The following is a 12,246-nucleotide window of genomic DNA, read 5'->3' as shown; positions in this document are numbered from 1 at the left end:
GATCTACTTTAACCTTTGACAATTCGGGCAATAATGTGTGCCGCGTTGACCAACTGTGACGCGTTTAATCTTCGCGCCGCAGTTTTTGCACGGCTTTCCTTCGCGGTCGTACACTCGAAAATAATTTTGAAATTCTCCGCCGCGATAGACCCAATCAATGGATGCGCCGTTGCGGCGGATGCCCTCGCTCAACACCTCGCGGATCGCGTCATGCAGACGTTCAGCCTGTTTCGCCGTGACTGAACTTGACTCGCGCCTCGGATGAATCTTTGCGATGTTCAAGGCTTCGTCGGTGTAGATGTTGCCCAGCCCGGCGAGGAAGGTTTGGTCGAGCAGGAGCGGTTTGAGGTGGCGATGTCTTTTATGTAGCGCCGCGTGGAGCCACTGCGGCGTGAAGTCTTTGCTGAGGGGTTCGGGACCGAGTGTGTTGAGGAGTTCCGCCGGGTCTGCCAGGAGCCAGACGCGCCCGAACTTTCTTGTGTCGTTGAATGACAGCGACTTGTTGTCAGATAGTTTAATTATAAGTCGGTCGTGTTTCTCGGCTTGTTTTGCACTGTCTTTAATATGAAGGTCGCCGCTCATGCGGAGGTGGATGAGGAGTTGAAAAGTGGAAAGATGAAGGATGAAGTATTTTGCGCGCCTGCCAACCGCTAGAATTTTCTGCCCTTTGATCTGTTGGGCGAATTGTTTCGGAGAGGGGGTTGCAAGCGTTCGCGCCCAGCGCAGGTCGGCGGAGAGGATCGTCCTCCCGACGAGTTCAGGTCTTAGTTTTCGAGCGATGGTTTCAACTTCGGGAAGTTCGGGCATGTTTCAGTAGCCAGTTATTAGTGAGCAGTGAACAGTGAACAGTGAACAGTAACCAGTCTACTGTCCACTGATGGCTGTTTATTTGTCTTACTCGTTGAACATCTCGCCCACGCTCCGCCCTTCGTGCGCGCGGCGGATGACCTCTCCCAGCATGGGGGCGATCGAAAGAACGGTGAGCCGTCCCTTGAGTAGTTTCGATATTTTCGGAGCGATTGGGATGGTGTCGGTTGTGATTATGTGTTTGATCGGTAGTTTTGCCAGTCGTTTCGCGCCGTCTTCCGAAAAGACCGGGTGGATGAACGCCAGATAGATATTCCGCGCGCCGTTCTTTGTGACCACGCCGACCGCCTGCTCGATGGAGCCGCCGGTGAGCACTTCATCGTCCACGATCAAAACGTCCTTATCTTTTACGTTGCCGATCAGCGTTAAGGCTTTGGCTTTTGAGTCGTTGGCTGTGCGCCTTTTTTCAATGAAAGCGATCGACGCGTTCAGGTCGCGGGCATAGTTGCGTCCCTTTTTGGCGAAACCCAGATCGGTGGCAACCACCACGAGTTTTTTCATCTGCGCGCGCATGTTTTTGTTGATGTGCGCGGTGATCATGTGCGAGGCGGTCAGCACATCGCCGGGGATCGAGAAGAAACCCTGAATTTGACCGGGCATGCGGGTCGAAGGTCATGTAGCGGTCCGCGCCCGCGCTTTCGATCATGTCGCAGACGAGGCGCGCGGTGATCGGCACGCGCGGCTGGTCTTTTTTATCCGAACGCCCATAACATAAATACGGGACGACCGCCGTGATGCGCGCCGCCGAATCGAGGCGGATGGTCTGGATCATGATCAGCAGTTCCATCAGGTTGTAATGCACCGGCGAGGAGGTGGTTTGGATCACATACACATCCTGCCCGCGCGCGCTGCGCGTCAACTTGACGAAGATGTTTTCGTTGGGAAACTGGATCACCTCGCGCGGGCTGAGTTGCTGGTTCAAATAATTAGCGATCTTTTGCGCGAGGTCGGGCGAGCCGGTGCCCGAGTACAGTTTAATCTCGCCGTACATTTTCATATCGTGATGATGTCCTTGCTGGTTCATACCTTCTCCTGCTTTGAGTTTCCGTTCAATAATTTCTTCACCGCCTCATGCGGTGATAGAGTTCGTTCGACGACTTGTTCGACGACTTCATTATATGTTTTGTTTTGGATATTCTTGAAAAAGCGACTCATCAACGCCTCCTGCAAAGCCGTTTCCAACTCGGACCTCAACCTGGCGCGGTCGCGGGAAGCCCAATCGCCGGTGATGCGGAGATGCTCGGCGTGCTTCGCAATCGCTTCGGCAACCTCCGCGATTCCCTTGCCCTCGGTCGCAACCGTTTTGTTGATGGGGGGAATCCAAATCGCCGAGTCACTTTGAGCCGCAGAAGAGTCTGGCTCGAGGGCTGGGAGATTTTTCGACCCGGCTGGAACCATAACCGTCATTGCCTGTCCGTGATGGCGATAGACGCGCGGGGTTGGGTGAGCAAGCGCAAGCATGGAACGAAGCGCGCGTTCCGTATGCTCCACGCCGGGGCGATCCGCTTTGTTGATGACAAGCACATCGGCGATTTCTAAAATTCCCGCTTTGATGGCTTGGATATCGTCGCCCAAGCCCGGCGCTTCGACAACAACAGTGGTGTGCGCGAGTCTTGCAATATCCACTTCGCTTTGCCCCGCGCCGACGGTTTCGACGATGACGATCTCATAGCCAGCCGCATCGAAGACCTGCGCGAATGCGGCGGTCGTCTGCGCGATTCCGCCGACCGAACCGCGCGAAGCCATCGAGCGGATGAACACGCCGTCATCGCCGGAGAGATCGCGCATACGCACGCGGTCTCCCAGCACCGCTCCGCCCGTGAACGGGCTCGACGGGTCCACTGCGATGACCGCGACTTTTTTACGCGAAGCGTCCGTTTTGCGATAGTGCAATGCGAGTTGATTGACGAGCGAGGATTTCCCCGTCCCCGGCGCGCCGGTCACTCCAATGAGATGCGCCTTGCCGGTGTGCGGAAACAGTTCCGCAAGCGCGGCGCGTCCCTCGGGCGAATCATTTTCCACCTGCGTGAGCAGTCGCGCCAACGCGAGGCGGTTGCCTTCGAGGATTAATGTTATCGCATTTGTCATGGCGTTAAAACATCTCTTGCTGAACAATCCCTCGTGAATTCGGAATTTTCAGGTTGTTCAGGATGCTAGTCTTAATTGGGCGTTTTTCATCCCAGAAGATTAGAGCGGATAAAAATGTTTGTGCGTTTTCGGAAAGTAAAAAATCAAAAACATCTTTGGCTTCTTCATGATTTTCGAAACTCAAAAAATAAATTGTATCGTCGAAAACAATCGGTTTGCTTTGCGCCTGACCTATAAGCCGAAAATTCAGGTTTTTATACAGGCTACAAATTGCAATTTTCCATGGAGCAAAAGTATATGATCCAATTCCAAAAATTGAAAAACGAGGATTGTTCTGATAAATTTTGCTTTTCCGAGAATCTAAATAGTTTGCATGAGATTCAAGGTATGACCATAGTTTCGGAGCGATGATTTTAAGTGGCTTGGTTTCTTCACCTACAGACCTTTGCGTCACAATCATGGATCGTTTCGTCTCTGAAATCCTATTGTTGGCTATATCTGAGCCTTTTAATAGCGGGTAAATGAAATCCGTCTCAACATTTACAACTTCGCCCAAACCATTTAGTAATGTTCCGTCATTTTCCGTGAGTTCCATGATTTCGGAACAATCATGCTTGATCCCCGAACGCCATTTTTCGCTGGAAGCGCCAAGCAGAAATTCAAGCTCATCAAAGGCATTCAAATCTCTTACAGTCAATCCTTGGCGATGACCAACTTGATGCTTAGCTTGACTTGATAGAGAATCGAAAACATCATAGTCGTAATTGTGCATTGATGGATCGAAATGGCAATATAGCAAACAGGCGTCCACTGCCGCCCTGAAATATTTCATGGCGTCAATATGGTAGATTGCGGAGGAAGCCAGCCCTTTATTCGATTTGTAGAGATGGCTCAGGAATTTTCTGGCAACCGACGTTTTGACAAGCATTGCAAGGTATCCTTTGCGATGCAAAAACCATTCGGAAACTTTGATCAGCATGAATTCGGAAATATCGAAGTTGCTTTTACCAGTCATAGCGTCCAAGCCGCTCAGGTTTTGAAAATTTTCTTTATTAGGGAGGTTCGTCCCGCCGATTGAGCCTTGAGTGGCATTTGTAACCCAGGGGAAGTTCCCTAAGACAAGAACATCCCCTTTTGTTTCTTTGAGTAAATCGTTCCAGTTGAAATTAAAGAAGTCGCCTTCCCTGATCTCAACGGCTTCCGGGCAGGGAAAGGTTTGTATCTTCGAAGTGAATTTCTCGATATATTCTGTGTTGACTTCAACGCCAATAAATTTCTTGACATGTGGGAATATCTGAGCGGCAGATTCGATGAATGTTCCTAAGCCGCACGTCGGCTCAATGACGAAGTTTGGAATTATGCCGATCTCCAGCAGTTTCTTGCAAACCAAATCAGCCAGCTCTTTGGGAGTCTGAAAATCCCCATATTCGATTTTTTTGTTTTTTTCGAGTGAGGCGACCATTATTTTGCTCGATAAACCAAAACGACGCCGTCTTCTTGACCGGCCTTTTCAATGGCTCTGGAATATTGCAATCTCCATTGTAAGGCATTGGAAATTGTTAGAAATCCGAGCTTTGGAGGGTTGAGTAAAATCTCGTTGGCGATTTTGCCCGCTTCAATTTCATCTATGGGCAGGTTTCTGTCAAACATAAAAGCAACCAAATCCTCTTGGTTGCCGTCGTTCTGTAGGATATTTAATAGACCCTTTGTGGTTACAAAGTCGGCGGTTCTATCCAATTCTACAAAAATGGTGTGGAGGATGTCCAAGGTTGCAGTCTTGAATTTCGGCTGATCTGCCTTTTGGTAGACAAAGACAAGAAGCGAATACCCTAGACCATATATCTTTTGCCGCGCGGATTTGAAAGGACACGACGATTGAGGTTGAGTAATGCTTGTAACCTTCATGTCCACATTCAGGCCGGGAAAATCTATCCCGCTCGCGGAACTGCCCTCTTCAAATTCATACTTGCCTCTCAAATATTGTTTGAATTTATGTTCAAGATACGTTCCGACAGCCTTCCCGTCTGTCACCCCAAACAAACTTTTCTCCTTGTGGCTGGATTCCATTTGCGAAAACTTTTGAGCTTCTCGTTTTAGTATTTGGATCGTCAGTTTAGGCATCTGTTCTCCACTCGAAGGTACGCAATACGCAACACGCAGTACGAACTACTTCATCGCCTCGCGGATATCCTTGACGATATCCTCCGTCGAAGCGCCGGGACCGTAAATACCGGTGATGCCCATCTCCTTCAAACGAGGCATGTCTTCGTCAGGGACGATGCCTCCGATAAAAACTTTCACCTTGTCCTGCCCGTTAGACTTGAGCAACTCCACGATGCGCGGCGCGAGCGCCATGTGCGCCCCAGAGAGGATGGATAGCCCGACCACATCCACGTCTTCTTGCAATGCCGCTTCGGCGATCATTTCCGGAGTCTGGCGTAAGCCGGTATAAATGACCTCCATGCCGGCGTCTCGCAATGCCCGCGCGACGACTTTTGCGCCGCGGTCATGCCCATCGAGACCGGGTTTGGCAACCAAAACACGAATTTTTTGCTCGTTCATGCGTCCTCCGCGAATGAAATCTGGCGTGATTATACTATGAGGGTTGTTGGGTTTTTCACTCAGAGACCTCCGCTTCTTCGCAACGACTTTGAAATTCACAGCGCGTTCCATGCGCCGGCTCATGAATCAAAATATGCTATACTTTGACCATGCAATCGGAAACGGATTGGACTCAGTGGGCTGAATCCCTGCAGAGACTCAAACTCGACGGACTCGTTGCATGGGTCCTCGATGCAGGCGCTCCTCTAACCGTGTTTGGCGCGCAGGTGATGTACATCACCCAACCTTTCATTGGCGGGAAACACACAACGGCGATTGCTCGCATGCTCGAATCAGATCAAGAGACTCAAGCCTTTGCTCGCATCTTGCGCGGCGGGAGGGCGGCATGATCGCGCTGGGAATCGTCGTTATCGTTGTCCTGCTTTTCGTTATCTTTCTCGCGTTGCGGCGGAGATCGCCAGCCACGCTTCGGCGCATCCCTGCTTTTGATCGTCTCAACCGCGAGATCGGCTTGGCGGTTGAAAACGGAACCCGGCTTCACATCTCACTGGGACGCGGCAACTTCTTTACCGCGCGCGGCGGCTCGGCTCTGGCAGGGCTGGCGCTCGTGCGACGAATCGCCGAACGGACTTCGGTCAGCGATCGCCCGCCAATCGTCACCTCTGGGGATGCCGCCATCACGATCCTCTCACAAGACACGTCGCAATCCGGGTATCGCGCGGCTGGGGCAGAGGAACAATTCCGCGTCACCGCCGGACGGGTGACTGGTCTCTCGCCTTTTGCCTACGCCGCCGGGACGATTCCCATCTCCCGCGACGACAACGTTTCCGCCAACATCATCATCGGCGACCTGGGTCCCGAAGCCGCCCTCGTTGCCGAAGGCGCGGACCGGCAAGACGCCAGTCTCATCGGCGCAAGCGACAACCTCACAGCGCAGTCCATCTTTTACGCGGCTTCACAAGACCCATTGATCGGCGAAGAATTATTTGCCTCCGGCGCGTACGTGGGAGCGGGCTTGTCTCATGAAGCAAGTTTGAACACACAGGATGTGTTGCGCTGGATCCTGATCGTCGTTATTCTTGGTGGCTCATTGTTGAAACTGATCGGGCTGGCTTTCTGATGCGAGTCTTTACGGCGGCATTCGCCATTGCGGCTGGTATTCTGGTTCTGCTCGGCTATTTCATCGACGCGGATGCGTTGAGCTATATCGGGTCGCTCATTACCGATTGGGCGATCATCATAGGGGCGTTCGCCGCATTGATCGGCATCATCAACCTCATTTTCGTTCACATGGAAAAATTTCGCGCCCGTCAGGCTGGTGGAATCTATAGCGTGCTTCTTGTCATCGCTCTAATCTTTACCACAGGGTTTGGCTTGCTCCTCGGCCCGGAAAACCCATTCATGCGCCTGGCAATAGACGCGATCATCGTGCCGGTGGAAAGCGCGCTGATGGCGATCCTTGTCGTCACCCTGATCTACGCCAGCATCCGGCTGTTGCGCCGGCGCGCAGATTTAATGTCTGTCATCTTTTTAGTGGTCGCAATTTTAGTGTTGATCCTGATCATGCCCACGCCGATAGGACAGTTGCCAGGCGCACAGCAATTGCTCGATTTCGTGAACGCCTTCTCGCGCGGCGGCGCGCGCGGTTTGTTGCTTGGCATCGCGCTTGGAACATTGTTGACCGGGTTGCGCGTGCTGTTCGGCATCGACCGCCCGTATGGGGGGAATTAACCATGGACGGCTTGCAATGTCCCAACTGCGGAAAGGAAAACCCGGATTTTCTGGATAACTGCCAGTTCTGCCAGGCGCCGCTGAGAGCCGAGTCTTCTGTCCAGTTTGGAGAAAGCCCCGTCAAGAAACATACCGGCGAACTCGAGCCGATCCTGCCGCAATGGTTGAAGGATGTCCGGCAACAGGCGCGGGAATCGGCGGAGGAAAATGCCGCGGAAGAAGCCGCCAAACCCAAAGTCAGCAATGAGCCGCCCGATCTGTTAGCTGGGCTTGCCGCGCAGGCAACTGATGATGGAGATGAAACGCCCGATTGGCTGGCGGGGATCAATCCGCCTGGAAAAACAAGCGAGGCTGAAAAACCATCCGCGCCGGAATCGATTTCAGACTTCTTCGCCCAATTTGAAAAAAACGATCCTGAACCGCAACTCCCGCGCGCCGAAGAAGAGCCTGCCTCGCAATCGGAAAACATGCCGGTGTGGATGAGCGGTTCGACCGATTCGGCGCAAACCCAATCAAAAGACGAACTATCGGAATGGTTCGCGCAAGCCTCGACAGAGGCAAGCCCTCCCGTTGAAATCGAACCCAATGAACTGGGTTGGATGACCGATGCCGCCTCGTTGCCTGCTTTTAACCAGCCTGAGCCTGCCAAAGAACCGGAAGATCTGAGTTGGCTTCACGAGCTCGAAGACTCAACAAAACAAGCCGAACAATCATCGTCTGCTCCGGCGTTCGCGTCAGATTCTTTGCCCGGTGCGGACGCCTCGACGCCGGACGATCTAAGCTGGTTGAATCAACTCGGCGGCTCATCTGCCATCGCGTTCGACGCGCCAACGCCCGCTCAACCCGAAGAACAAAAACCCGCCTCTACTCCCGATGATCTTTCATGGCTGAACAATCTCGGCGGTGTAGAGATACCGCTCACGCAAGACGAATCATCCATGCCGGTTTCGCCCGCCGAAGCCCTCAATTGGCTGACGCCGCAAGAGGGTCAAAAAGTGTCGCCGTTTGAGGAGAAGCCGTCCGATAACAATCTCGAATGGTTGAAAGGCGGCGGGCAGGAAACTCTCATCAACCCAACGCCCGCCGAATCCACTTCGCCGTTCACAAAGATTCCCACCGGGTCGCTCGATGGCGGTGATGCGGTTCCCGATTGGCTGAAGAGCGCGACCGAGGAACCATCTATGCCGGCGCCCGGCGCGCTTTCAGATTGGTTCAAGGATGATGATGCGGCGGCTCATTCCCCGCTTCAACCTGTTCCCATCGACCCGGGCTTTATCCCAGCCCCTATGGATGCGGGATCGTTATCGAACCAGGATATCGACTCGTTATTCTCTGTGGAGATGCCGGCGTGGTTGTCTGAGTCTGAATCGAAGTTTGAAGCAGATGCGCCGCAACAAATGCCCGCGCCATCTGAATCGTCTGATGAATCGCTTGCCCCGGAGAGCCTGCCTGCATGGGTGCAAGCCATGCGTCCCGCCGAATCGGCTGTAGTTGCCGAGCCAGTTTCAATGTCGGACGAAGCGGAGCGGGAAGGTCCGCTGGCGGGGTTGCAGGGAGTCATCCCCGTTGCCCCGATCGGCTCGTCGCGCCGCCCCAAAGCGATCTCGCTGAAGTTGCAAGCCTCCGACGAGCAACAATCGGCGGCGTCGATCCTTGAATCTGTGCTGGCAGGCGAAACTACCGCGCGGGCAATCGGCGCGCAATCCATCGTCACATCGCAACGGATTCTCCGTTGGGTGTTGTCTGGTCTCTTCCTTATTGTGTTGAGCGCGATGATTTTTATGCGAACGCAGAACCTGCCGATCTCCACCGACCTGCCGGCGCCGGTGCGGGCGATCGTGAGCATTATTACCCGCCTGCCGCAAAACTCCAGCATTTTGGTCGTCATCGATTATGAGCCGGCGCTCGCGCCTGAACTGGAAGCGGTCAGCGGACCCTTGCTCGATCACCTCGTGCTGACCACGCGCGCCCGGCTGGTTTTCATTTCCACGTCGCCGAGCGGGACGGGGCTGGTGAATCGACTTCTGCTCAATACCGGGATCAGTTCGCCGGCGGGGATCAATTACCAACCCGGCGCCAACTACGTGAATTTAGGCTATCTGCCTGGCGGCGCTTCCGGGGTGCGTGAATTTATCAATGCGCCGTCTACTGCCATGCCCGGCGCGGTGGAAGCCGCATTCTCAGAATATGCCGCTGTGGTTGTGCTCACCGATAACGGAGAATCCGGTCGGTTGTGGGTGGAGCAACTGGTGGCGAGGAATCAGGCAGATACAGGCTACTTTGCGTTTCAACCGCTTTTGTTCGCGGCAAGCGCCCAGGCAACGCCGTTACTGCAACCCTACGTCGACTCGGAACAGATCAATGGGATGGTGGGCGGGCTGGCAGACGCGGCTCGTTATGAATTTGTCAACAACAGCCGTCCTGGCATCGCGCGCATTTATTGGGACGCGTTCGGAATTGGCATGGTGTTGGGCGTTGTGATGATGGTCTTTGGAAGCCTGTGGAGCCTGATTGCGGGCTTGCGCGCAAGGCGTAACGCGGCGGAGGCGGGATAGCCATGTCCATCGATTTTCTCGCCGGGCTTGTTGGGTTGATCCTCACTTTGCTGATCTTCAGTTATTTGATCGGCGATAATCCGTTATTTCGTTTGGCTGTATACCTATTCATCGGCGTTTCGTCCGGTTATGCCGCCGCCGCCATCTGGCATTATGTGTTAATCCCAAAACTGTTCAATCCATTGAGGAACAACGACCCAGCCCAGTTGATTTTGGCGGTCATTCCCTTCATCCTTTGCTTCACCTTGTTTACCAAACTTTTGCCGCGCATTTCGTGGATCGGCAACTTTGCCATGGCAATTTTGGCCGGGGTGGGAGCCGCCACCGCCATAGGCGGGGCAATGCTCGGCACGTTGATCCCCCAGTCGCTGGCGGCAATGGATATGTTCGATGTGCGCGGCTTGGATGCCGCGCAGGCGTTCACTCGTTTGGCGCAAGGCGCGATCATGCTGGCTGGCACGGTGGCGGTGTTGGGATATTTTCAGTTCAGCGCCGGGCGCGCGCCAGATGGAACGCCCAAACGCAATCCCTTCTTCGAGGGCGTGGCGTGGCTCGGGAAAGTTTTCATTGCCATCACCTTTGGGACATTATTCGCCGGTGTGTACATGGCGGCGTTGACCGCCATGATCGAACGGTTGAGTTCGATGATCAATTTCATCCGCCAGTTGGCTGGAATATAACGTATGCCTGCATCCCTTGTCCAAACCGAATCCATCCTCGCCATTGATGTGGGCGCGTCTGTAACGCGCGCCGTGTTGTTTGATGTGGTCGAGGGCGAGTATCGTTTTGTCGCCTCCGGGCAGGCTCCCTCCACCGCGGAGGCGCCATTCAAGCATATCGGCATCGGCGTGCGCGAAGCGATACAAAATTTGCAGGCTGTGACCGGCGCAACCTTGCTCGGTTCACAAGATAATAACATCATCACGCCCGCGCAACCCGACGGTTCCGGCGTGGATGGGGTGGTCGCCACCATGTCGGCGGGACCGGCGGTGAAAACTGTGATCGCCGGCTTGCTTTCGGATGTTTCGCTTCAGAGCGCGCGACGTTTGGCTGAATCCACATACAGCCGCGTGGTCGACACCCTCGACCTCTCGGACAAACGCCGCCCCGACCAGCAATTGGATTCCATCGTGAGATCGCGACCGGACCTCGTCATCCTCACCGGCGGCACGGATGGCGGCGCCTCGCGCTCGATGCTGAAGATGCTCGAAGCCGTTGGGCTTGCCTGTTATCTGATGCCCGGCGAAAAACGTCCCATGGTGCTTTACGCGGGGAATCACAAACTTGCCAACGATGTGCGGGAATTGCTCGGCGGTCATGCCGGGAAATTGCAGGTCAGCCCGAACGTGCGCCCGTCGCTTGAAGTGGAAGACCTGGAACCAGCCAGCAATGTGCTCGCGTCATTGGTGACGAACCTCCGTCAGCGGCAGATCAAAGGCGTGGACGAGTTGTATAACTCGACATCGGGAAATTTACTGCCGACCGCGTATGCGCAAGGGCGCATGATCCGCTTTTTGAGCCGGCTGTACGAATCGACGCGGGGGTTGTTGAGTGTGAACATGGGCGCCTCGGCGGCGACGGTTGCGGCGGGCTTCAATGGCGAATTGGCGCTGGGGGTGTACCCTCAGTTTGGGTTGGGCGAGAACCTCGGCGCGCTCCTGCAATATACCGAGATCGAACAGATCATGCGTTGGATGCGGCTTGATATATCGTCGAACACGTTGCGCGAGTTCCTCTTTCAGAAATCGTTGTATCCGTCCACCATCCCTGCCACGCAGGATGAACACGCCATTATGCAAGCCATTGCGAGACAGGCGTTGTATCTTGCTGTGCGCTCCGCGCAGAAAAACTTCCCCGCCAGCGCGCGCGCTTCGCGCGCCGACCTGATGCCGAAGCTCGACTTGCTGATCGCAGGCGGCGGCGCGATTGCCGATAGCGGTTCGGTGGGGCAAAGTCTATTGTTATTGCTGGATGCGATTCAACCCGTCGGCATTATGCCGTTTTTGCTCGATCAGAATAACCTTCTGCCGATGCTGGGCGCGGCGGCAACACGAAGTCATTACCTGCCGGTGCAGGTGATCGAATCTGGCGCGTTCATCGGCATGGGAACGGTTGTGTCGGTGATCGCCTCGGCGAACTACGGCGAGACCATCCTCCGCGCCAAACTTACCTACGCGGATAAGACCGAGGCGCGAGCGGATGTGAAATTCGGCGGGCTGGAGATCATTCCCCTGCCAAGCGGCCAGACTGCCCGCCTGGCGTTGAGTCCGCTTCGACGGGCAGACGCAGGCTTGGGCGCGGGAAGAAGCGGAACCGTCACTGTGACGGGCGGCGCGTTGGGCGTCGTCATCGATGCGCGGGGGCGCCCGTTGAATCTTCCAGCCGATGCGGTGCGCCGGCGCGAGTTGATGAAGCGCTGGTCTCATGCGGTGGGAGGTTAATG

The 12,246-nt window shown here is 54.7% G+C and carries 11 protein-coding genes and 1 pseudogene; 6 read left to right on the top strand and 6 right to left on the bottom strand.

The genetic code is table 11. The features are described from left to right. Positions 1-3: 3 nt before the first annotated feature. The 6 genes and pseudogenes from mutM to IPM31_15780 all read right to left on the bottom strand — a co-directional run bounded on the left by mutM (position 4) and on the right by IPM31_15780 (position 5,517). Positions 4-807, bottom strand: coding sequence for a bifunctional DNA-formamidopyrimidine glycosylase/DNA-(apurinic or apyrimidinic site) lyase (mutM, locus tag IPM31_15805; protein ID MBK9008446.1), 804 nt, complete (start codon positions 805-807; stop codon positions 4-6). A gap of 87 nt (positions 808-894) precedes the next feature. Next, positions 895-1,858: pseudogene (locus tag IPM31_15800) on the bottom strand (ribose-phosphate pyrophosphokinase). A 29-nt stretch (positions 1,859-1,887) separates the two neighbouring features. Continuing rightward, positions 1,888-2,955 (bottom strand): methylmalonyl Co-A mutase-associated GTPase MeaB, encoded by a 1,068-nt coding sequence (meaB, locus tag IPM31_15795; GenBank protein MBK9008445.1) that lies wholly within the window; start codon positions 2,953-2,955, stop codon positions 1,888-1,890. Between the two features lie 4 nt (positions 2,956-2,959). Further along, the gene (locus IPM31_15790) at positions 2,960-4,417 is read right to left on the bottom strand and encodes an SAM-dependent methyltransferase (protein MBK9008444.1); all 1,458 of its coding nucleotides are present in this window, start codon (positions 4,415-4,417) and stop codon (positions 2,960-2,962) included. Continuing rightward, positions 4,417-5,076, bottom strand: a complete 660-nt coding sequence (locus IPM31_15785) for a restriction endonuclease (GenBank protein MBK9008443.1) — start codon at positions 5,074-5,076, stop codon at positions 4,417-4,419. Before IPM31_15785 ends, IPM31_15790 begins: the two co-directional genes overlap by 1 nt. Positions 5,077-5,121: 45 nt before the next feature. Further along, positions 5,122-5,517 carry a cobalamin B12-binding domain-containing protein gene (locus IPM31_15780; protein MBK9008442.1) on the bottom strand — a complete coding sequence of 132 codons (396 nt, stop codon included), beginning with the start codon at positions 5,515-5,517 and terminating at the stop codon, positions 5,122-5,124. Between the two features lie 149 nt (positions 5,518-5,666). Between IPM31_15780 and IPM31_15775 the strand changes: the two genes are divergently transcribed. Genes IPM31_15775 through IPM31_15750 form a run of 6 tightly spaced genes read left to right on the top strand, consistent with a single transcriptional unit; the run spans position 5,667 to position 12,244 of the window. Next, positions 5,667-5,906 carry a hypothetical protein gene (locus IPM31_15775; GenBank protein MBK9008441.1) on the top strand — a complete coding sequence of 80 codons (240 nt, stop codon included), beginning with the start codon at positions 5,667-5,669 and terminating at the stop codon, positions 5,904-5,906. Then, positions 5,903-6,637 carry a hypothetical protein gene (locus IPM31_15770; protein MBK9008440.1) on the top strand — a complete coding sequence of 245 codons (735 nt, stop codon included), beginning with the start codon at positions 5,903-5,905 and terminating at the stop codon, positions 6,635-6,637. The genes IPM31_15775 and IPM31_15770 overlap by 4 nt, the downstream gene beginning before the upstream one ends. Continuing rightward, the gene (locus tag IPM31_15765; protein MBK9008439.1) at positions 6,637-7,248 is read left to right on the top strand and encodes a hypothetical protein; all 612 of its coding nucleotides are present in this window, start codon (positions 6,637-6,639) and stop codon (positions 7,246-7,248) included. Before IPM31_15770 ends, IPM31_15765 begins: the two co-directional genes overlap by 1 nt. Before the next feature lie 2 nt (positions 7,249-7,250). Continuing rightward, positions 7,251-9,803, top strand: a complete 2,553-nt coding sequence (locus IPM31_15760; GenBank protein MBK9008438.1) for a hypothetical protein — start codon at positions 7,251-7,253, stop codon at positions 9,801-9,803. Positions 9,804-9,805: 2 nt separating this feature from the next. Beyond that, entirely contained in the window at positions 9,806-10,483 is a 678-nt protein-coding gene (locus IPM31_15755) for a hypothetical protein (protein MBK9008437.1), read from the top strand. Positions 10,484-10,486: 3 nt separating this feature from the next. After that, positions 10,487-12,244 (top strand): glutamate mutase L, encoded by a 1,758-nt coding sequence (locus IPM31_15750; GenBank protein MBK9008436.1) that lies wholly within the window; start codon positions 10,487-10,489, stop codon positions 12,242-12,244. Positions 12,245-12,246: the final 2 nt, after the last annotated feature.

Origin of the sequence: Candidatus Defluviilinea gracilis, assembly GCA_016716235.1 — a bacterium.
Classification (GTDB): domain Bacteria; phylum Chloroflexota; class Anaerolineae; order Anaerolineales; family Villigracilaceae; genus Defluviilinea; species Defluviilinea gracilis.
This window is presented reverse-complemented; position numbering and strand designations above follow the sequence as displayed.